Source organism: Nocardia caishijiensis NBRC 108228 (genome assembly GCF_001612825.1).
Taxonomy (GTDB): Bacteria; Actinomycetota; Actinomycetes; order Mycobacteriales; family Mycobacteriaceae; genus Nocardia; species Nocardia caishijiensis.
The window spans coordinates 133,651-154,633 of record NZ_BDBE01000038.1 but is presented as its reverse complement, the minus strand read 5'-3'; the positions used below and the strand labels follow the sequence as shown (position 1 = coordinate 154,633).

21 protein-coding genes are annotated in these 20,983 nt (G+C 69.9%); 7 read left to right on the top strand and 14 right to left on the bottom strand.

Going from position 1 to position 20,983, the window contains the following annotated elements; translation table 11 throughout:
• Window positions 1-109: 109 nt before the first annotated feature.
• From NC7_RS20965 to NC7_RS20910, 12 genes are all read right to left on the bottom strand, one after another.
• On the bottom strand, window positions 110-1,528 hold the full coding sequence (locus NC7_RS20965; RefSeq protein ID WP_255285061.1) for an ABC1 kinase family protein: 1,419 nt from the start codon (window positions 1,526-1,528) through the stop codon (window positions 110-112).
• Between the two features lie 98 nt (window positions 1,529-1,626).
• Window positions 1,627-2,400, bottom strand: a complete 774-nt coding sequence (locus NC7_RS20960) for a sporulation protein (RefSeq protein ID WP_067985712.1) — start codon at window positions 2,398-2,400, stop codon at window positions 1,627-1,629.
• Between the two features lie 69 nt (window positions 2,401-2,469).
• On the bottom strand, window positions 2,470-3,198 hold the full coding sequence (locus tag NC7_RS20955; RefSeq protein WP_067985710.1) for a lysophospholipid acyltransferase family protein: 729 nt from the start codon (window positions 3,196-3,198) through the stop codon (window positions 2,470-2,472).
• 118 nt (window positions 3,199-3,316) lie between these two features.
• Window positions 3,317-4,306 (bottom strand): ROK family protein, encoded by a 990-nt coding sequence (locus NC7_RS20950; RefSeq protein ID WP_067985708.1) that lies wholly within the window; start codon window positions 4,304-4,306, stop codon window positions 3,317-3,319.
• On the bottom strand, window positions 4,303-5,196 hold the full coding sequence (locus NC7_RS29745; RefSeq protein ID WP_174550252.1) for a hypothetical protein: 894 nt from the start codon (window positions 5,194-5,196) through the stop codon (window positions 4,303-4,305). Before NC7_RS29745 ends, NC7_RS20950 begins: the two co-directional genes overlap by 4 nt.
• A complete protein-coding gene (locus tag NC7_RS20940; protein ID WP_084458655.1) occupies window positions 5,186-6,436 on the bottom strand; it encodes an ArsA family ATPase in 1,251 nt (416 codons plus the stop codon). Before NC7_RS20940 ends, NC7_RS29745 begins: the two co-directional genes overlap by 11 nt.
• A gap of 26 nt (window positions 6,437-6,462) precedes the next feature.
• A complete protein-coding gene (locus tag NC7_RS20935; RefSeq protein ID WP_067985707.1) occupies window positions 6,463-6,903 on the bottom strand; it encodes an SRPBCC family protein in 441 nt (146 codons plus the stop codon).
• A 12-nt stretch (window positions 6,904-6,915) separates the two neighbouring features.
• Window positions 6,916-7,305 (bottom strand): polyketide cyclase / dehydrase and lipid transport, encoded by a 390-nt coding sequence (locus tag NC7_RS20930; RefSeq protein WP_067985704.1) that lies wholly within the window; start codon window positions 7,303-7,305, stop codon window positions 6,916-6,918.
• A gap of 43 nt (window positions 7,306-7,348) precedes the next feature.
• On the bottom strand, window positions 7,349-8,476 hold the full coding sequence (locus NC7_RS20925; protein ID WP_067985702.1) for a glycosyltransferase family 4 protein: 1,128 nt from the start codon (window positions 8,474-8,476) through the stop codon (window positions 7,349-7,351).
• A gap of 63 nt (window positions 8,477-8,539) precedes the next feature.
• The gene (locus NC7_RS20920; protein ID WP_084458654.1) at window positions 8,540-9,529 is read right to left on the bottom strand and encodes a peptidase MA family metallohydrolase; all 990 of its coding nucleotides are present in this window, start codon (window positions 9,527-9,529) and stop codon (window positions 8,540-8,542) included.
• A 4-nt stretch (window positions 9,530-9,533) separates the two neighbouring features.
• On the bottom strand, window positions 9,534-10,559 hold the full coding sequence (locus tag NC7_RS20915; RefSeq protein WP_067985701.1) for an NlpC/P60 family protein: 1,026 nt from the start codon (window positions 10,557-10,559) through the stop codon (window positions 9,534-9,536).
• 220 nt (window positions 10,560-10,779) lie between these two features.
• Window positions 10,780-11,349 carry a C40 family peptidase gene (locus NC7_RS20910; protein ID WP_067985700.1) on the bottom strand — a complete coding sequence of 190 codons (570 nt, stop codon included), beginning with the start codon at window positions 11,347-11,349 and terminating at the stop codon, window positions 10,780-10,782.
• 661 nt (window positions 11,350-12,010) lie between these two features.
• Here NC7_RS20910 and NC7_RS20905 point away from each other — a divergent pair.
• The 5 genes from NC7_RS20905 to NC7_RS20885 all read left to right on the top strand — a co-directional run bounded on the left by NC7_RS20905 (window position 12,011) and on the right by NC7_RS20885 (window position 17,553).
• Window positions 12,011-13,240 carry an ATP-binding protein gene (locus NC7_RS20905; RefSeq protein WP_067985698.1) on the top strand — a complete coding sequence of 410 codons (1,230 nt, stop codon included), beginning with the start codon at window positions 12,011-12,013 and terminating at the stop codon, window positions 13,238-13,240.
• A 10-nt stretch (window positions 13,241-13,250) separates the two neighbouring features.
• The gene (locus NC7_RS20900) at window positions 13,251-14,300 is read left to right on the top strand and encodes a tetratricopeptide repeat protein (RefSeq protein WP_067985697.1); all 1,050 of its coding nucleotides are present in this window, start codon (window positions 13,251-13,253) and stop codon (window positions 14,298-14,300) included.
• A gap of 353 nt (window positions 14,301-14,653) precedes the next feature.
• On the top strand, window positions 14,654-16,570 hold the full coding sequence (locus tag NC7_RS20895; protein WP_067985693.1) for a DEDD exonuclease domain-containing protein: 1,917 nt from the start codon (window positions 14,654-14,656) through the stop codon (window positions 16,568-16,570).
• 172 nt (window positions 16,571-16,742) lie between these two features.
• Window positions 16,743-17,273 (top strand): phosphoribosylanthranilate isomerase, encoded by a 531-nt coding sequence (gene trpF / locus NC7_RS20890; protein WP_157102106.1) that lies wholly within the window; start codon window positions 16,743-16,745, stop codon window positions 17,271-17,273.
• 4 nt (window positions 17,274-17,277) lie between these two features.
• Window positions 17,278-17,553, top strand: a complete 276-nt coding sequence (locus NC7_RS20885) for an Lrp/AsnC family transcriptional regulator (RefSeq protein ID WP_067985689.1) — start codon at window positions 17,278-17,280, stop codon at window positions 17,551-17,553.
• A gap of 5 nt (window positions 17,554-17,558) precedes the next feature.
• Here the strand turns inward: NC7_RS20885 and trpD are convergent, their stop codons facing one another.
• Entirely contained in the window at window positions 17,559-18,668 is a 1,110-nt protein-coding gene (trpD, locus tag NC7_RS20880; RefSeq protein ID WP_067985687.1) for an anthranilate phosphoribosyltransferase, read from the bottom strand.
• Window positions 18,669-18,807: 139 nt separating this feature from the next.
• Window positions 18,808-19,227 carry a hypothetical protein gene (locus tag NC7_RS20875; RefSeq protein WP_067985684.1) on the bottom strand — a complete coding sequence of 140 codons (420 nt, stop codon included), beginning with the start codon at window positions 19,225-19,227 and terminating at the stop codon, window positions 18,808-18,810.
• Between the two features lie 192 nt (window positions 19,228-19,419).
• Between NC7_RS20875 and ctaE the strand changes: the two genes are divergently transcribed.
• Window positions 19,420-20,031, top strand: a complete 612-nt coding sequence (ctaE, locus tag NC7_RS20870) for an aa3-type cytochrome oxidase subunit III (RefSeq protein WP_067497399.1) — start codon at window positions 19,420-19,422, stop codon at window positions 20,029-20,031.
• Between the two features lie 58 nt (window positions 20,032-20,089).
• The gene (qcrC, locus tag NC7_RS20865; RefSeq protein WP_084458653.1) at window positions 20,090-20,947 is read left to right on the top strand and encodes a cytochrome bc1 complex diheme cytochrome c subunit; all 858 of its coding nucleotides are present in this window, start codon (window positions 20,090-20,092) and stop codon (window positions 20,945-20,947) included.
• The last annotated feature ends 36 nt before the right edge of the window (window positions 20,948-20,983 follow it).

Genomic DNA, 20,983 nt, shown 5'->3' with positions numbered 1-20,983 from the left:
CACGGTGCCCGCAACAACCGAACAGGCGGTCGTGTGTACGGCAACAGTCGGTGAACGCTGCCGGACGGAAAGACTCGTCCACCTGCGGATACATCGGTGTGAGCGCGTATCAAAGTCCCACTGCCGCAGCGGTTTCCGGGTACCAGCGGGTGCATTCGGCCCGTAACGGGACAGCCGTCTGGAGTTGGCACAGGATGGCGACCCCGCCGAGGAACGACCGCAGCAGCGGCGTGTCGGCCGGTGGCATGGTGAGCTGGCGCAGAATGTTCGACAGGCTCAGATCGGTGGCCAGCCGGACCTGCTCGCGCAACCAGTCCGCCGACAAGGGGTAGGTCGGGGACATCAGCGCCTCGCGAACGGGACGAAGGCGCGCGGCGACGGTGCCGATGTCGAGATCACCGCCGGGGGCGACGTAGCCGTGGCGGCGCAGCGCGGCTTCGAGGTCGGCCACGGATTCGGCCACGACGGCGGCGCCCACGTCACCGGCGACGGTGAGGAACGCGGGCGACCACGGTGTGCACGCGCCGAAGTCGACCACGCCGAGGCGGCCGTCGGGCATGCGGAGGAAATTGCCGGGGTGCGGGTCGCCGTAGATGAGGGCGGCGCGGGCGGGCGCGGAGAACAGGAAGCGCAGGATGAGCACTCCGAGGCGGTCCAACTCGGCCGGTTCGGCGCGGGTGATCAGGCGCGACAGCGGTATTCCGTCGAGCCACTCGGTGACAAGTACGTCACCGCGCTGGGCGACCACCCGGCCGACCACCACGTCGGGATCGTGGCGCAGCGCGGTGCGGAAGTGCTCGAGGTTGGCGGCCTCGCGGGCGTAGTCGAGTTCGGCGCCGATCTCCTGGCACAGCGCGTCGATCACGGGGCGGGTCTCGGCGCCCGGCAGCAGCGCGGTGAACAGGGGAGTGGCGCGGCGCAGGACGCTCAGGTCCGCCTCCACCGCCCGGCGGGCCCCGGGGTACATGACCTTCACCGCCACCGGGGTGCCGTCGTGCCAGGTGGCCCGGTGCACCTGACCCACCGACGCGGCCGCGGCGGCACGGTCGTCGAACTCCAGGAACAGTGAACGCCAGTGCGGACCCAGATGGGTGGTGAGTTCGGTGTGTACGGCGGCGGGCAGCATGGCCGGTGCCGAATCGTGCAGGCGCGCAAGGGCTCGGCGATACGGTTCGGCGAGGTCGGTGGGCAGCCCCAGTTCCAGCAGGCCGAGCAGTTGACCGAGTTTGGCCACGCACCCTTTGAGTTCGCCGAGCACCTGGAAGAGGTGCTCGGCGGTGCGGGTGCGGATCTCGCGTTCCACCGCCGCCGGATCACGACCGGCCATCCGCCTGCCGATACCGGCGACGCGCCTGCCCGCGTAGGCGACGGGCACCGCCGCCAGCCGGGTGCCGCGGGCGATCCGACCGGTCGGTGGGGCGCCTTCGCTTGCTGGTTTGCGCCGGGGAAAACGCACCACACGGCCGTCGGATTCATCTGCGGCCATCGTCACCTCCCGTCGACGCGCGCCCGCCCGCGTCGGCTCCATGTCCGGAACACGGTACCAACCGGGCATCGCGGCGTCCCCGACATCACGACCGGGCGGCAGGAGGACTCGGGGATGCCGACCGAGGACCGGACCGATGGTCAGCCGAGGGCGCCCAACCGCTGCAGGCTGTGATGGATCTCCTGGGTCCAGTCCCGGTGCGCCAGTTGGGCGTAGTCGACCCAGAACATCCCGATCCCGTCGCGGGTTCCCCGCAGCAGGCCGCCCCCGATATCGGCTTCCAGGACCACCGCCATGCCCTGCTCGGCGGCGACGAAGGTGACCTCGAGTTGGTTCACCCGGGGAAAGTGCGGGGAGCGACCGAATTCCAGTTCCTGGTAGAACGGCAGCCGCTGCGGTGTGCGGTTGATCCGGCCCGCCTCCACATCGGTGCGCAGCAGCGGAAAACCCATGCGCCGCACCGCGTCGAGCACCACGTGTTGAGCGGGCAGCGCACCGATGCCGATCGGATCGGTGTCGGTGGAGTCGACCGCTCCGTGCAGATCGACCACCGTGCGCAGGGCCACCGCCGCACCGGGCAGGTGATGGCCGTCGAAGAAGGTGATCGGAGTTTCCAACGGAACCGGTGCCGCGAAACGGAACTCGCTGATCCGACCGGCGCCGAGCGTGAACGGCCCGGTGACCACGACGCGGCCGAAAGCCTGATCGGCGACGCGCTCCTCACCGTCGGAGTATTCGCGCTCGACGCGGGTGATGAACTCGACGGCCACCTGCCCGACCGCCTGATCGACCCGCCCGCCCCGCAACCGGATGACACCCTCGACGAGACCGCCCGGCTGCACACCGGGAGTGAACAATTCGGTGTCGACCTCGGCGCCGCCGACACCGGCCGCGGCCAGCAATTGCTTGAACATATGAGCAGTCTGGCCGACTGGCCTTACGAGATGCTTATCGGGAGCCGCCCCACGACAGGCGGGTCCGCGTCAGCTGGCGGCGCGGTCGGGAATGCGGGTGGCGTCGATCTGGTGATCGGTCGGCGTCACACCCTTCTTGAGGCTGTGGGCGTACACGTCGACGTATTCCTGACCGGTCAGGCGCATCAGCTCGTACATCACCTCGTCGGTGACGGCGCGCTCGACGAAACGGTTACCGCTCATGCCCTCGTAGCGCGAGAAGTCCAGCGGCGCGCCGAACTTGAGGGTGACCCGGTGACGACGCCACTTGAACGGTCCGGGCGGGGACACCTTGTCGGTGCCGATGACCGCGACCGGGATCACCGGGACACCGGTCTCGAGCGCGAGGCGGGCCATGCCGGTCTTGCCCTTGTAGAGGCGACCGTCGGGCGAGCGGGTGCCCTCCGGATACAGGCCGACCAGACGGCCTTCGTCGAGCAGTTTCTTGGCCGCGTTGAGCGCGTCCTCGGCGGCGGTGGCACCACTGCGGTCGATCGGGTACTGGCCGGTGCCGGAGAAGAAGAACTTCTGCAGGCGACCCTTGAAACCAGGGGTGGTGAAGTACTCGGCCTTGGCCAGGTAGTTGATCCGGCGCGGGCTCAGCAGCGGCGCGAACAGCCAGTCGGAGAAGGAGAGGTGGTTACCCGCCATGATGGCCGGCCCGTCGGTCGGGATGTTCTCCACGCCTTCCACCACCGGGCGGTTGTAGAGGTGGATGAAGGGTCCCACGAGTACGAACTTGAGCAGCCAGTAGAACATGGCGTCCTTTCCCCGGGGGACCGGGATGGTCGTGTGCAGCCTCGTCGGAAAACGACTTTACCGCTGGTCGCAGGTCACAACCAACCAGGACGGTAGCCGACGGGAATGGCTGTGACCCTCATCTCCCAGGAGTACCCGCCAGCGGCGTGCCAATCGCGGCACGGGCCAATTCGGCGGCGCCGATCATGCCCGCGGCCTCGCCGAGCTGGGTGGTGCGCAAGCGGGCGAGCGGGCGGTGACCCGACCCGGTGACGGCACTCGCGTAGTGTTCCCTCGCCTCGTCGAGGAACAGCGGTGCCGAGCTGCTCACCCCACCGGCGATCACCACCAGATCGGGGTCGAAGATATCGCTGACGAAGGCGAGACCGAGCCCGAGCCAGCGGGCGAAGTCCGACATCACCCGCACCGCGAGCCGATCACCGTCCTGCGCGGCGCCAGCCACCCGGCGGCCGGTGAGCGAGCCGGGATCGCGGATCACATCGCGTGCGAGCACCGAACGCACCGGATCGGTGGCCAGCATCTCGATCGCGGTGTCGGCCAGCGCGGTTCCGCTGCAATAACGCTCCCAGCAGCCGCGCTTGCCGCACGGGCAGGCCCGGCCGTCCGGAACCACCTGCAGGTGGCCGAGTTCGGGCGCGACACCGTGACTGCCTCGGTAGAGCCGACCATCGATGAGCAGGGCCGCGCCGATACCGGTGCCGATGGCGACCAGCACCACGGTGTGCCCGCCCGCCGCCGCGCCGAAGCGGTACTCGGCCCACCCCGCCGCGTTGGCGTCGTGCTCGAGGATCACCGGCAGTTCCAGCCGGGCGGTGAGCCGCTGGGCCACCGGCGCGTCCTGCCAGGGCAGGTGCGGGGCGAACCGGACGGTGCTGCGGTCGGCGGAGATGAACCCGGCCACCGCCAGCCCGACCGCCGCGATGACATGCCTGCGGGCCAGTTCGCGCACGGAGCGGTCGATGGCGGCCTCGAGCGCCCGGGCCGAATGCGGGGTCGGCGCCTGCACGGTGTCGAGCACCTCGCCGTCGGCGTCGACGACGGAGGCGCGGATGTTCGTGCCGCCCACGTCGACCCCGACGGTCAGTGGGTGGGTACTCGACTGGCTCATCCCCGGATCGTGACCGGAATATCGACATAACGCGAGCGTGGCGCGCGGGTGTTCGCCGACCGCTCCTTGTCGGCGGCCGGACGTGCGTTCGCCTCGGGGTCCTGCTCGGTGGCGAACAGCCCTGTGTCGGACGGGGATTCGTCCGCGTCCGGGGAGATGTGCGGGGTACGGGCCGTGAATTCGTCGACCCGACGCGGCCGTGGTGTCGGTTGCTCGCCCCGGCCGCTTGCCCGGCGTGGATCGTCGTGCGGGCCGGACCCGCCGGTCGGGCGGTTGCCGTGAGTGGTCTTGGCACGGGTCGGTTGCCGCGAATCCGGGTGGTCTCGGAACGTCGCGAATCGTCCGTCCGGCTGAGCGCCTGCCGCGCCACCCATACCGCTCACCGACCGGGCGTCCGGCCGGTCGCCGCGTGCGGTCCGATCGTTCGCCGACCGATCGTCGTGTGTGGTCGGATCGTTCGCCGACCGGGCATCCGGCTGAGCGCCGTGTGCGCCTCGGCGGCCAGTTGTGGCCTGCGACTCGGCGGTCGGGTGTCGCGCTGCCGCAGAACGGTTCGCGCCGGGATGGCCTGCGGCGTGATCGGCCCATTCCGGAGGCAGGACCGGCTCGACCGGCACTCCGGCGAGAGCTTCGCGCAGCACGGTCACCATCGAGGTGCCGTGTTCGGCGAGGGCGGCCACGACGTCGTGGTGGTCGCCGCGGACCAGTGCCGCGGCCGCGCACACCGGGCACCAGGCGCAGCCGCCGAGGTCGGCCGCGCCGTCGGCGGCGGTGCGACGCAACACCGGTTCGACGCGGGCGAGCAACACCTCGGCGAGCAGACGCAGCTCCTCGGCGAACTCGGCGAAACCGTCGTGCTGGCGGCGATCGGACTGCCTGTCACTGCTCATGTGCGCCTGTCTTCGTGTAGTTCGGATCGGCGGGCCACACCTGCGGGTCGGGTCGGAACCGGACAACGAGATGACCGTCGTCGAGCTCGGCGCCCGCCACCACGCAGCGGCGAAGCACCGGCGCGAGCCGCACCCTGGTGCGCACCCCGTCAGCTCCCACGATCAGATCGTCCTCCACTCGGCCCAGCCGCACGGTGCCGGGATCGACTATCGGCAGCCGCATCCGCATCGCGTACACGGAGTCGACGCCGGAGCCCGACTCCCATCGAACCATCGGTTCCCCCGATTCCGCAGCCCCGAGCGACGGGCGGGGCAGCGTGTCGACCGAATAGGAGAACGCCGACAGCGCGCTCAGCCCCACCGGTTCGGCCCCGGCGTGCTTGGCGACGAGGATCGGGACATCGGTGAGCTGCTCGTGCAACCGCGCGACCACCTCGAGTTGTTCGGCGCGTCGATTCAGGTACCAGTGCACCGCGGGGTGCGCGTCCTCGCCCGGCGGCGGCACCGGGGCCAGCACCTTGTTCACCACCACCGCGTCCAACCGCAGGCCGAGCAGCGCCGCGGCCGATCGCACCCGCCGTGCCTCCGCCACCGCGACCTGCTCCGGCCCGGTGACCAGGCGGGCACCGGTGCGGGCGCGGTCGGCGAGCAGGTCACGCACCTGGGTGACGGCGTTCACCACTCGCTCCACGGCCGCCGCGAGCACCGCCCTGCGCAGATCGGTGCCGATCGCGCTCATCGTGCGGGCGTGCTTGGGCCAGAGCCGTTCTAGGTAGTTGAGCAGAGTGTCGGGGGCGGTGACGATGCGCAGCATGTCGGCCGAGGGCGGACAGTCGACCACGATGACGTCCCAGTCGTTCTCCTCGGCGAACTGCCCGATCTCGACCAGCATCAGCAGTTCCTGCACACCGGGCAGACCGGTGAGCTCGGCGGGGTCGAGCGCGGCCAGGTCGACGCCGTGATCGTGACCGCTGCCCTTGTCCAGCATCCGCACGACGTCGCGGAACCGGTCCTCGAGCAGCGCGAGGGAGTCGATCTCGATCACCTCGAGGCCCGGCGCCACCCGCGCGACACCGGCCACCGTGCCCGGATCGTGCGGGAAACGGAAGCCGAGCGCGTCACCGAGGGAGTGGGCCTGATCGAGCGATGCGATGAGCACCCGCTCACCGGCGCGCGCGTAGGCCATGCCCGTCGCGCAGGCCAGCGTCGTCTTCCCGACCCCGCCCTTGCCGACGAACAGTTCGACGCGGGTGACGCCCGGGGCGCTCAGCCCTCGACCCGCTTCTTCAGTTCGTTCAGCGCCGTATCGGTGATCACCTTCTCGGCCTTGCGCTTGAACATGCCGATCATCGGGATGGTCAAGTCGACGGTGAGTTCGTAGATCACCTCGGTGCCGCCGTCGGGACGGTCGAGCAATTCGTAGCTGCCGTCCTGAGCTTTCTGCAGGTCACCGTCGAGCAGGCGCCAGCTGACGGCCTTGCCGTCGGCACGCCAGGTGTAGCTGAGTATGTAGGTGTCCTTCACCACGCCCGCGTCGAGCACGAAGCGCGCGGTCGCGGCCCGTCCGGCCGCGTCGGTGTCGAGCACCTCGACCGATTTCGCCGCGGCCACCCATTCCGGGTAGGACTCCAGATCGGCGATGACGGCCATCACCTGCTGCGACGGCGCCTCGATGACGATCGATCTCTTGGTCCGGTCGGGGGCCATGGATTCCTTTCGTTACCGCGCCGAGGCGGGCGCGACGCCCGCGGGGCGCCCTGCTTCCAGCCGTGCCTTGAGTTCGAACGACATGTTCTTGCCCGCGACCCGGCGCGCGCGGTTGGCGGCGGCCAGGGCGCGCGGCGCGAGCGGTTTGGCCGAGGTCGGCTCGGCGTGCAGGAAATAGTGCAGGATCGCGCCGTCGGCGGCGGCCTCGAGCCACACCTCCATGGTGCCGGTCAGCGGGCCTGCCACGGTCCAGCGGATGCCCTTGTCGCCCCGGTCCTCCCGCACGTCGAGGTGCAGGTCGGGCCACCAGCGGCGCCAATTGTTCGGGGCACCGAGCACCTCGGCGATCGCGGCGGGTGGCGCGGCGAGAAAGGTCTGATCGGCGACCTGGATACTGCTCACCTCGCTGAGAGTAGTGGACGTGGCATCGCGACAGTCCGGGGTGTCACCCGAGCAGTTGTCGCAGGCGGGCTCCCTGACGGTCCCAGTGCCAGTTCCGCTGTACCCACTCGCGGCCCGCGGCCCCCATGCGCGCGGCCTTGTCGGGGTCGTCGAGCAGCTCGACGACGGCGTCGCTGATCTGCTGCACCGAACGCCCGTGCACCACCAGACCGGTCTCGCCCTCGCGGACGGTCTCCGGTGCCCCACCGGAATCGCCCGCGATCACCGGGACACCGGTCGCCGAGGCCTCGAGGAACACGATGCCGAGACCCTCCACGTCCAGACCGGCACCCCGGGTGCGGCACGGCATGGCGAACACGTCGGCGATGGTGTGGTGGGCGGCCAGTTCGCCGGAGGGGACGCGGCCGGTGAAGACCACGCTGTCGCCGAGGTCGAGGGCCTCGGCGAGGGCGCGCAGCCGGTTCTCGTACGGACCGCCGCCCGCGATGACCAGCACCGCGCCGTCGACGCGTTCCTTGATCTCGCTCATCGCGACGATGAGCATGTCCTGGCCTTTGCGCGGCACCAACCGCGACAGGCACAGCACCGTCGGCCGGTCGCCCAGGCCGTAGCGGGCGCGCAATTCGGCGCGAGCGGCGGGATCGGGCCGGAATTCGGACGGGTCGACGCCCGGCGGCAGGTATTCCAGGGCCGCGCGCGGGCCGAAGGCCGAGGCGAACCGGCCACGGGTGTATTTGCTGACGTAGGTGACCACATCGGTGTGCTCGCCGATCGCGCGCAGCACCTGCCGCGCGCCGGGCAGCATCGACCAGCCGACCTCGTGTCCGTGGGTGCTGGCCAGGATGCGCTCGGCGCCCGCGCGGCGCAGCGCGGGCGCCATCACGGCCAGCGGTGCGGCGGCACCGAACCAGACCGTGTCGCACTCGTTGTCGCGCAGCAGCGCGCTCGCCCGCCGGATCACGGCCGGGGTGGGCAGCATGAGCGTCGTCGGGTGGCGGACCACCCGGAACTTCTGGGTGGCGTCGAACTTCTCGTGGCTGTCTCCGCGCCAGCGGGGGGCATAGACGACGAGGTCCTCGGGGGGCAGCTGCTGGGTCAGTGCCTGCAGGTAGGACTGGATTCCACCCGGCCGAGGTGGGAAATCGTTGGTAACCAGGAGAGTTCGGGCCATAGTGAACAACCTAATGTGTCGGGGCCTCGGCGAGGGGCGGCGGTCGGGCGAGGTGACCGATGCTCAGACGGCGTGCGCCCGCAGCCAGGAGCGCCAGCCGTCGAGCAACGCGGACCGGGAGCTGTCGAGCACGGTGCCGAACGCGGCGTCCTGCGCGGCGCCCGACTGTGGGCCCTGCGCGAGCAGGCGGTAGAGCTGGGTGAGCGCGGCGGGACCGTGCTGGTCGGCGATGTAGGCGCACACGCTCCACGCCGATTCGTAGGCGAGGGGAGCGTCGGTTCCGGTGAACTCGGCGTCGGCGACCAGGTCGGACGGGAGGGTGCCCGCACGTAATCGGGTGGTCAGCGTCGGTGCGATCTGCGAGAACGTCTGGCCGCTCGCGCGCTGGGCGACGTACTCGGCGAACCCCTCCAGCAGCCACTGCGGTGCGCCGTCGAGGGTGACCGCGCGGGTGGCGACGTGGGTGAGTTCGTGGCGCAGCAGCGTGGCCAGGCCCTCGTCGCCGACACGGCGGCGGGCGTCGGGGTTGAAGACGATGCGCTGTTCGGTGGGTTCGGCCCCCGGCGCGTAGGAGCCGGTCAACGACACCGCGGCCACGTCGGCGGTGGTCGAGGCCCCGGCTCGGCGGGTCAGTGCGGTGAACTCGGCGCTGTTGCTCGCGACCACCACGACGGGCGCCCGGTTCCACTCGGTGCCCCAGACCGCGCTCACCTCGGCGATCGCGGGCGCGAGTTGGGCCTCGAGCACCTCGAGGTCGGCCTCGTGACCGGGATGGGCGACCACAAGCGCGGTGTCGACGGCCCCCGCGTCGACCTGACGCACCAGAATCGGGCCGAATGGCTGCACCTCCCGCCGGACCGGCGCCAGCCGCGGGTCGTCGAGTCCGACGGTCGTGCCGAGCACCTCGGCCTGGTCGGTGGCCAGCTGCAGTGGTCCGGCGTTGCGCGGCACCAGGATCAGGGCGGCGCACGCCCCGGTGAGCAGGGTGACCGAGGCGAGGGTGAGACAGAATTCGAGTCGGCCACGCGCCGACAGCCAGGTGCGCACGTTCACGGCTTCAGTATCGCCGGGCCGAGTGATAGGGGGTGGTGTCGATGGGCGCGACGGCGACCGGCACACCGAAGGTGGAGGCGTGCACCATCATGCCGTTGCCCGCGTAGATCCCGACGTGCGAGATCTCGGGATAGAACAGCACCACATCGCCGGGTTGCAGGTCGTCCTTGGCCACGGGCGTGCCGTAACCGGCCTGTGCGGAACTGGTGCGCGGAACGTTCTTGCCGACCTGTTTGAAGGCCCACTGCACCAGACCGGAGCAGTCGAACTGGTCGGGGCCGGTGGCGCCCCACACGTACGGGTCGCCCACCCGGGTGAGGGCGGCGGCCAGCGCGCTCGTCCCGCTGCCGGGGACCAGGCCCGCGAGCAGGCTGTCGCGATCGAAGCCGGGTGGGAAGGGGGAACCGGCGAGGGTGGACTTGTCGCGCGCCGACAGCGCGCCCCACGCCTCGACGACCTGGGTGGTCGCGGCCGCGAGGTCGGCGCGTTTGCGGTCGACGTCGGCGCGTACGGCCTCGGCGGCGGCGGTCGCGGCGCGCGCGGTGTCGGCGGCGGTGCGGGCGGTGGTCTCGGCGGCGGTCGCCGCGTCGGCGGCCTTCTTGAATTCACGCACCGAGTCGGCGGTCTGCTGGGACAGCACGTCGAGGGTCGACATCTTGTCCAGTAGTTGCTGCGGCGAGTTGCTCGACAGCACGGCGAACATGCGGTCGGTGCGGGCACCGGTGTAGGCGGCCACGGCGGCGCGGTCGATCATCGGCTGGAACTTGCGCACTTCGGCGCGGGCGGCATCGGCCACCGCCGTGGCGGCGGCCAGCTTCGCGTCGACATCGCGCTGGACGGCCAGTTTCGCGTCGAGCTCGGCCTGTGCGGTGAGGGACTGCTGATTGACCGCCTCGGCCTGCCGGGACAGGTCGACCATGCGGGCGATCGCGTCACCGGCGGTGGTCGGCAGGGCGACCGGGTCGGCGGCGGAGGGGCCCGCTACGGCGGCGGTGCACACCAGGACGGTCGCGGACAGGGCCCCGGCCAATCCACGCGCTGCGTGAAATCTCCGGTGTTGTGGTCTCACAGTGCCCCGTGCCCCGTTCTCTCGATATCCGACGATGCCAAGCGCCTTACCTGAACCCGGACTTCCTCGTCCGCCACGAAGGTCTCGATCAGATTACGGAAGGGTGAGGGTTCGTGTCCAGTGGGGCACGAAAGGGTCACGGTGCGCCCTTCCCCGAGAACGACGCACCGTGGCCGTGGGATCAGAAGCGGCGCGCGCCCGCGAACGGCATCGAGTCGAGGGACGCGACGTGCACCGGCGAACCCGAGGTCGCGGCGTGCACGACGTTGCCGTCACCGGCGTAGAGGCCCGAGTGGCCGCCACCGTAGAACGACACCAGGTCGCCGGGCTGCAGATCGGCGATCCCGACCGGGGTGCCCGCGCCGAGCTGGGCGTCGCTGGTGCGCGGCAGCTCGACGCCCGCCTGGCGGTAGGCCCACTGGACCAGGCCCGAGCAGTCGAAGGCGTCCGGACCGGCGGCACCGTAGACGTAGGGGGAGCCGACCTTGCTCAATGCGGCGTCGAGGGCGATGTCGGCGGCGGTGGCGCGCGGTGCGGTGAACACCTGCGGCGCGGCCGGGGTCTCGATGCCGGGGATGCCCGCCGGAATCGGGATCTCGTTGGGCACCTCGAAGGTGCCGATGCCGGGCACGGTGACGGGCGTCGCCGACGCGGGAGCGGCCGGCAGGAGGAACGCGCCGATGGTGGCAGCGCCGACGGCTCCGGCGGCAACGGCACGCTGCGCCTGACGCTTGACGGTGTTGTTCGCCATGATGCGGTACTTCCAATCTGCCCCACGACGTCCCGTCCGTATGACGGGGCGGACTCCTCGCGCCGGGCCGGTCGGCCTGGCGGACTCCGTGAGGTCTCGAAAAGGTTACGAACCAATCACGGTGGTTTGTAAAGTCGGACATGCGTCCTGGAAGGGAATTCGTCGATTCGACCGGAACGAGTGTGCGACGTGGGTCACATCGAATCACGAAACGATAACGCCAGGTCGAATTCGTCGGGCCCGGTCATCGTCGCCGGGCGTGCTATGCGGTCTGCGTGTCTGTGCGACACGCCGCGAATTCTCAGGGAAGTCCCAGGTTGGGTGAGTGGGGCTCGGGCGCGACCCGCCGGTCGGTGCCTGGTCGACACACCGGGCGTGCCGTCCGTCGTCGCGTTCGGAAACTGGAAACATCGCTTATCCGATGGATTCGCCGACGGTGATGCATAAGTGGAATATCTGTGAGCCCGGTCTCAATTGGGTTTGCGCGCGGGCATTTTGTTCGCATCGGTGCGAAACATTCGCGGCGAATGATCGGCATCGGGTCGGGCGCCATGCAGGCGGGCCCGGTTCCGGTGGGTGGGACCGGACTCCGGCCCGATTCAGCGAAATACGTTGCGCCGGTTACGGTACGGTCGAATGTTCGCGGTTCGAAGGGGGAGAGGTGGCCGACGACCAGGTACTCGCCGACATGCTGACGATGCTGGACCGCAGTCCGGGGGTGCTCGCGCTGCGCGTGTGCGTCATCGAGCTGCTGATCGAGCGGGAACGGTATGCCGACGCACTGGCGCACTGCGGTGTCGCACTCGGCGAAGAGCCGGGGAACGCGCAGGTCCTCGCCCTGATGACGCGGTGCAGTAGCGCACTGAGTGGCGGCTCGCCGCAACCGGTGCCCGCCGCCCCGCCCGCTGCCGTGCCGACCGGCTACGACTGGGCGGCCGCCGAGAGCCAGGTCGGCGACATCATCGCCCCCGCGTTCGTCGATGCACCCACGGAGTTCGTCACCGACGACGACGCGGCCACCCTCGAACGCCCTCACTTCGGCTTGGCCGATGTGGGTGGCATGGACGAGGTGAAGCGGCAACTCGACCTCACCCTGCTCGGTCCGCTGCGCAATCCCGAGCTCGCCAAGGCGTTCGGCACCTCCGCCCGCGGCGGCCTGCTGCTCTACGGTCCACCCGGCTGTGGCAAGACCTTCATCGCCTCGGCGGTGGCGGGAGAACTCGGCGCCAACTTCTACCCGATCGAGATCGCCGACATCCTCGACATCTACACCGGGTCGAGCGAACGCAATGTGCACAGCATCTTCGAGATGGCCCGCCGAAACGCCCCGTGCGTGCTGTTCCTCGACGAGGTGGACGCGCTCGGACACAAGCGCAGCCAGATGCACGGCTCCTCGGCGATGCGCACGGTGGTGAACCAGTTGCTCACCGAGATGGATTCGGCGACCCACAGCAATGAGGGCGTGTTCGTGCTCGGCGCGACGAACCACCCGTGGGACGTGGACGTGGCGCTGCGCAGGCCCGGCCGGTTCGACCGGATGATCTTCGTCGGCCTGCCGGACGCGGCCGCGCGCCGCTCGATCCTGCACTACCACCTGCGTGACCGTCCGATCGCGGGCATCGATCTCAGTGCCCTCGCCGCGCACACCGAGGGCCTGTCCGGCGCCGACCTCGCCCACATCTGCACCTCGGCCACCCAGCTGGCGATGGCGGACTCGATGCGCACGGGTGAGGTGCGCCCGGTCGGCATGGCAGATGTGCGGGCCGCGCTGGCCCAGGTTCGGCCGAGTACCGGTGCCTGGTTCGAATCCGCCCGCAATGTGGTCGAATTCGCCAACGGCGACGGGAGCTATGACGATCTCGCTCGGTATCTCAAGCGCGTCAAGCGCTGAATCGGCACCGATGAGCGAACCGCGACTCGACCGGGCCGTCGTACTGATCGAGTTGGACCGGCTCGAGGCGGCCCGCGCCGAACTGGCCGGTGTGTTGGCCGTCGAACCCGACAACGCCGATGCCCACGCACACGTCGCGCACACGTGGCTGAGGTCCGCGGACTTCGCCACCGCGAGCGCGGCGGCACGCACGGCGCTGCGCCACGACCCCGAGCACCTGTTCGCGTGGATCCTGCTCGCGCTCAGTGAACACGGATTGTTCGACCGGCTCACCGACACCGATCGGATCGCCGCGCTCGCTCATCAGGACGAAGCCGTGCGCGCGGCGTACACCTGCGTGGACCTGAACCCGTGGGCGGCCGAGTGTCACCGGGTACTCGCGGTCGTGCTGGCGCCGCGGGATCGCGAGGCCGCGCTGGCCGCCGTCGACGCGGGCATCGAACTCGACCCGCAGGAGCCCCTGCTCTACCTCACGCGTGCCCGCGTGCTGTGGCACGGCGGCGAGGCCGACGCCGTGGCGTTCCGTGCGGCGCTCGAGCAGGCGTTGCGGTTGGAACCGGACAATGCCGAGGCGATGTATCTGCTCGGCGCAGATGCCGCGCGGTCGGGGCGGCGGGCGGATGCCGAGCGGTGGCTGTTGCGGGCCGCCGAACTCGACCCGGCCCACGGGCCGGCGGCGCGGGAACTGCTGCGACAGGTACCCGATCCTTCCGGCTCGTTGCGCGACCCGGCGGTGCGCCGCGAGCACCTCGGCGGTCCGAGCACCGGCGGCGCCAGACGATCGAGCACACGCACGATCGCCGTCCTCGTCTTCTTGTTCGTCGTCGGACTGGCCCGCGCTGTGTCGGGAGTCGACACCGACGACGCCTCGACCCGCCCCACCACCACCCTGCGCCCACCACTGACCTACTACAAGCCGCAGCCGCTGCCCACCTTCCCACAGTGGAGCCGCTACTTGACGGCTCGTCCCACCCCACCCCACCCCTTCCCCTCCCCGACTGGCCACAGCACGTGCCCCGCTGAACCCGCGCACCCTTCGCCGAGGCAACCTCCTGGCTAGGCAACGAGTCATACACCCGAAGCCCCCGAACAATCTGCCGCACCCCACAGCGCCACCACGTCCGGGCCCACTCGACGCAGCGTGCGTCACCTACCGTCGTCACGCTCGCGCGCCCTTCGACCAGAGCTACTCGAGTCATGCCCATAACCACCGATCCGGTCCCGCACATCCCGACCTCGAGGAGGGATCGCCGCGCAGCGGCGGTCGGCGGCCGTCCCGACGATCAGGTGCCGGTGCGTACGCGACGAAGGAGCAAGCACCGGCACCTGATCGTCGGGACCGCAGGGGCCGCCGACTCGAGCGCGCCAGCGCTCCAACCAACACTGTCGGACCCTTTCCTTACTCTGCTGTCCGTGCCCGACCCTGTACTCCCGACCGCGCGGCAGTTGGCCTTCGACGAGCTCGATACGCCGTTGTATGCCACCACTTTCGTCGTCGTCGATCTGGAGACCACCGGGACCAGTCCCGACGGTGACGCGATCACCGAGATCGGGGCGGTGAAGGTGCGTGGGGGAGAGGTGTTGGGGGAGTTCGCGACCCTGGTGAATCCGGGGTACGAGATTCCGCCCGCGATCGTGCGGATCACCGGGATCACCACGGCGATGGTGTATGCCGCACCGCGCATCGAGGCGGTGCTTCCGGGGTTTCTCGAGTTCGCGGCGGGGGCGGTGCTGGTGGCGCACAACGCCCGGTTCGACACGGCGTTTCTGAAAGCCGCGGCCGCGCGCCAGGACATTGCGTGGCCGAATCCGCAGGTGTTGTGCACGGTGAAGCTGGCGCGGCGGGTGCTCACTCGCGACGAGGCGCCGTCGGCGCGGCTGGGGGTGCTGGCACAGATCCTCGGTGCGTCGACCACGCCGACGCACCGCGCCCTCGACGATGCCCGCGCCACCGTCGACGTGTTGCACGCGCTGATCGCCCGCGTCGGTAACCAGGGTGTGCAGAGCCTGACGGAGCTGCTCGACTACTTGCCCGGTGTCACCGGAACGCAGCGCGCGAAGCGTACTTTCGCCAATGATCTGCCCGCTGCCCCCGGCGTGTATCTGTTCCGTGGCCCGTCCGACGAAGTCCTCTACATAGGGACGGCGGTGAATCTGCGCCGCCGCGTACGCAACTACTTCACCGGGTCGGAGACGCGAGGCCGGATGAAAGAGATGGTCGCCCTGGCGCAACGGGTCGACCATGTGGACTGCGCGCACGGCCTCGAAGCCGGTGTGCGCGAGTTGCGCCTGCTCGCCGCCCACGCCCCGCCCTACAACCGCCGCTCGAAGTTCCCCAAGCGCGGCTGGTGGCTCAGCCTGACCGACGAACCGTTCCCGCGTCTGGTGGCGGTGCGTACTCCCACCCGAACTGCCCTCGGCCCCTTCAACTCTCGGACCGATGCCGTCGATGTCGGCCTCACGATCGCCGAGTTCGCCCGCTTGCGCACCTGCGCCACCCGGCTCACTCGCGCCGCGAAACACACCTGTCAACCGGCGCTGGTCGGCGGGTGCCCGGCCGCCCGCGAAGACGGCGTGGACGCGGCCGGGTACACACCTGCCTGCGATTCGGTGCGTGACCTGCTCACCGGCCGGTCCGACGCCCTCGTGCGCGCGATGCTTGATCGTATCGAAACCTATTCGGCCGCAGAACATTTCGAGGCCGCAGCGCGCCTGCGCGACCGTGCTGTCGCGGTCGTGACCAAACTGGCTCGCACCCAACGCCTCTCGGCGCTGGCCCGCCTCGCCGAACTGATCATCGCGCTCCCCGATGGTGCGGGCGGCTGGGAATTCTCCGTCATCCGCCACGGCCGCCTCGCCGCCGCGGGCGTCGCCCGTCGCGGCACCCCACCCATGGCCGTCGTAGACCAGATCGTGGCCGCCGCGGAAACAGTCGTGCCCGATCTCGGCGACGCGGCACCGAGCAAGGAACGCGTACCGTCCCGAGCAGCGATGCCGATCCCGGGAATCGTCGACGCCCCGGCGACAACCGATCCGTCCGAGCCTCCCGCGTCGCCGATCATGGCTCCGTCGCTTGCCGAGCCCGCCGGGTCGCGCGCCGACAGGCCACCCATGTTCGCCCACGACGTACCCCCGCTCCTCGGTGCGCCGCCGGAGGAGGTCGGCGTCATCGCGCGGTGGCTCGCCAAACCCGGTGCCCGAATCGTCCGGACCAGCGACGGCTACTGCGAACCGCTGCACGGTGCCGCCCGCTGGGTCGCCTGGGCGCAGCTGGCGCGGGAGGCGGCGGAAGTGCGGTCCGAGCAGGAGCAGTATCTGGCGCAGCGGTGATCGCCCGAAACCGCAGCGGGCGCACGTTGTGCGCCGAACAGTCCGGGAACGACGCGGAGCGACCGGCGGTGTCACATCAACCTGGCCGAGACGTACCTCGGCAGTCCTGGATCATGGTCGGTGACGTTCACGGTGGAAAGGACTGGTTGCGGTGTTCGTGAAGGTGTGTGGGTTGACCACCGAGGAACAGATCGACTGGGCGGTCGAGCTCGGCTACTCGGCGATCGGTGTCATGGTCACGCCCAAGAGCAAGCGGTACCGCACGCCCGAGCAGGCCCGTGCCCTCGCCGACTACGCGCGCGGCCGTATCACCACCTTCGCGGTGGCCCTGGAACACGCGGAAGTCGCCGAAGTGGCCGACGCCTTCGACGTCGTCCAGCTCTACACCTGGGCCGACCTGCCGAACCTGGCCTTCTGCTCCTCGACCCCGCCCGCACCCGATCAGACCAGCGAGTACTTCTTCTACGACGCCAGCGTGGGCAGCGGCGTCTTCGAGGAATTCCCCGACTGGGTGCGGGCCCAGCCGGGCCGAGTCGTGCTGGCCGGTGGCCTCGATCCGGACAATGTCGCCGACGTCATCACCCGCCACCGCCCCTACGGCGTCGATGTGTCGAGTTCGCTGGAAACGGCGCCCGGTGTGAAGAGCTACGACCTCATGCGACGGTTCAAAGCGGCCACCGAGCGACCCGAAGTTCTAGGCTGATCCCATGATTACCGCGATCGTGCTGATCCAGGCCGAGAACTCCCGTATCCCCGAGACCGCGCAGGCGCTCGCCGATACCGCTGGAGTCGCCGAGGTGTACTCCTGCGCGGGCGATGTGGACCTGATCGCGATCGTGCGGGTGCGCGACCACGCGCGCATCGCCGAGGTCGTCACCGAGGGCATCGACAAGGTCGACGGGGTGGTGCGCACCACCACCCACATCGCCTTCAAGTCGTATTCCAGTGCCGACGTGGAAGCCGGATTCTCCCTGGGGGAGTAGGGCTTTCAGCTTTCGTCGAGGACCTGGGTGAGTTCGGCCCAGGTCTGCAGCAACTTCGCGGACGCGCCGCTGTCCACCGCGGCGGCGGCGCGTCCCATCGCCGTGGACAGCGCGGCCTCCAGATCCAGATCGACGTCGCCGACCCCGCGCGACAGGTCGTAGGCGACGATCGCCGCGGCCGAATTCAGCAGCACCGCGTCACGCACCGGACCCGGTGTCCCCGCGAAGACCTCCCGCGCGATCCGCGCGTTCTCGGTCGCGTCGCCGCCGCGCAACTCGTCCAGATCGACGCGGGCGATGCCGAGCGCGGTCGGGTCGAGCACGGTCTGCCTGATCCGACCGCCACTGACCACCCACACGTCGGTCAGGTCCGAGGTCGTGATCTCGTCGAGCCCGTCACGTCCGCGCACCACCAGCGCGCTGGCGCTGTATTCATCCGGCGTACCCGTCGCACCCGGTGCCGGGTCGGCGAAGCGGCGCCGGGCGAACACGCCCGCGATCACCGGCGCCAGATCCGCGAACGCGCATCCGATCAGACCCGCCCGGGGCTGGGCCGGGTTGGTCAGCGGGCCGAGCACATTGAAGACCGTCGGAATGCCGATCTCCTTGCGCGCCGCCCCCGCGAAACGCAAGCCCGAATGGAACAGCGGCGCGAAACAGAACCCGATCCCGGCCTCGCGGACCGAGCGCGCCACCGACTCCGGGCCGAGCGTGAGCTTCACCCCCAGCGCCTCGAGCACATCGGCGCCACCGGCCTTCGAGGAGGCCGCGCGGTTGCCGTGCTTGACCACCGGCACACCCGCCGAGGCAACGACCACCGAGGACATGGTCGAGATGTTCACCGAGCCGGACCGGTCACCGCCGGTGCCCACGATGTCGACCGCGTCGCCGTCCACGTGCACCAGCCGTGCGTGCCCGAGCATCCCCGACACCATGCCCGCCAACTCGGCCGGGGTGGGGCCCTTGATCTTCATGGCCACCCCGAAGGCCGCGATCTGGGCGGCGGTGGCGTTGTCGGTGAAGATCTCGTCGATCACCCAGGCCGTGTCGTCGGCGCCGAGGTCGCCGCCATCGGCGAGGGTCCCGAGCACCTGGGGCCAGCTGCGCACGCTCATCTGCTCTGCATCTCCGTTTCGACGACGGGCGCAACGGGGTTGCGCATACAAGGTGCGCAACCGGACCGAACCGCAACCGAGTCGCGCTACCGAGTGGCGCTACCAGGTTGCGCTACCGAGTAGCGCTCGATCGGCCAGTTTAGGCGGCCGGACGTGGCGGCTGCAGCGCGTCCCACCCGTCGGCGACGCCGTCGTGGCGTTGCGCGAGCCCCGCCATCCGTGAGCGTTCTTGCGAGATCGTGAGCGGGTCGAGCATCTGCACCCGCTGCAATACCACCGGGACCAGATCGTCGGAGACCCCGCGCACCGCCTCCGCGCGCTCGTAGCCGTCGTATCCGGCGATCTCGCAGGCCTCGTCGATCCGCTCGGCGGGCAGCCGCAGATGATGCCGCAGCACCGCCTGCGCGCCGCGATCCAGGTCGACGGCCCGGTCGAGCGCGACCGAGGACGCCTCGGCGTCGTCGAAACTCGACGCGACCACGACCAGATCCGCGCGCGTGGGATCGAGCCCACCGGGTTGCCCACCGAAGAGCCGCCGCCACATCCGCACTACGACCATCGTCGCCTCCTCGTCCCCACGCCTCGTCTCAGCCTATCCACATCCAACGCTGTCACAATGAGTTGTCACGCGCTCGTCGCCAACACGCCGACAGCTCCGCCGGACCCCCTCTGTACGTGGGTTTTCCGGTCCGCGCGACAAACTTTCGTACCCGGGTACAGCTGTCGTACTACGAAGAGTCATACTTACCCCGTGACGACCGCAGTAGGCACCCCAGGATCGGCCATTACTCAGCGTGTGCATTCGCTGAACCGGCCCAACATGGTCAGCGTCGGAACCATCATCTGGCTGTCGAGCGAGCTGATGTTCTTCGCCGGCCTCTTCGCCATGTACTTCGTTGCGCGCGCGCAGGCGCACGGCAACTGGCCCCCGGAGCCCACCGAGCTGAACCTCGCGTTGGCTGTTCCGGTGACGGCCGTGCTGATCGCATCGTCGTTCACCTGCCAGATGGGCGTGTTCGCCGCGGAGAAGGGCGACGTGTTCGGCCTGCGCCGCTGGTACACGATCACCCTGCTGATGGGTGCCTTCTTCGTCGCCGGTCAGGCGTACGAGTACTACCACCTGGCGCACGAGGGCACGACCATCGCGGGCAGCTCCTACGGCTCGGTCTTCTACATCACCACCGGCTTCCACGGTCTGCACGTGATCGGCGGTCTGATCGCGTTCGTGTTCCTGCTCATCCGCACCACGCTGAGCAAGTTCACCCCCGCGCAGGCCACCGCCGCCATCGTGGTGTCCTACTACTGGCATTTCGTCGACATCGTCTGGATCGGGCTGTTCGCCACGATCTACTTCGTCAGCTAGCCCGCGGGCACACAAGCTTTTGCACAAGTCGGTTCCGTCTACTCCAAAGGGACTACAGATGAGTTCATCTCCCCCGTCGGCCCCCGAGCCCGCAGGCGCCGGTCAGGCTGCCAAGACGCGCAAGCAGCGTCGCGCCCGCCGTCGTATCGCGGGTGCGCTCGCGCTGATGGTCGGCCTCGTCGGAGCCGGCTTCCTGGCGAGCGCGCTCACTCCCGAGCCGCAGATCGCCACCGCGCACGAGGACCAGTCGGCGCTGATCCGCGAGGGCAAGCAGCTCTACGAGACCTCGTGCATCACCTGCCACGGTGCGAACCTGCAGGGTGTGCCGGATCGCGGCCCGAGCCTGATCGGTGTCGGCGAGGCCGCCGTCTACTTCCAGGTGTCCTCCGGCCGTATGCCGATGGTGCGCAACGAGGCCCAGGCCATGCGCAAGCCGGAGAAGTTCGACGCGCATCAGACCGACGCGCTCGGCGCCTACGTCGCCGCCAACGGCGGTGGCCCCTCGGTGATCCGCGACGCCAACGGTGAGATCGCCCAGGAATCCCTGCGCGGTGACGACATCGGTCGCGGTTCGGAGCTGTTCCGCATGAACTGCGCGTCCTGCCACAACTTCACCGGTCGTGGTGGCGCGCTGTCGGGCGGTAAGTTCGCTCCGCCGCTCGAGCCGGCCAACGAGCAGCAGATCTACGACGCGATGCTCACCGGCCCGCAGAACATGCCCAAGTTCTCCGACCGGCAGCTGACGCCGGACGAGAAGCGCGACATCGTCGCCTATGTCAAGAACGCCGCGGAGGAGAAGTCGCCCGGCGGCTGGGATCTCGGCGGTTTCGGTCCGGCGACCGAGGGTCTTGCCATCTGGGTCATCGGCATCACCGCCACCGTCGGTGCGGCCATGTGGATCGGTTCCCGCACGTGATCGGGCAGGTCGCGCTTGGCGCGTCGGATAGGACAC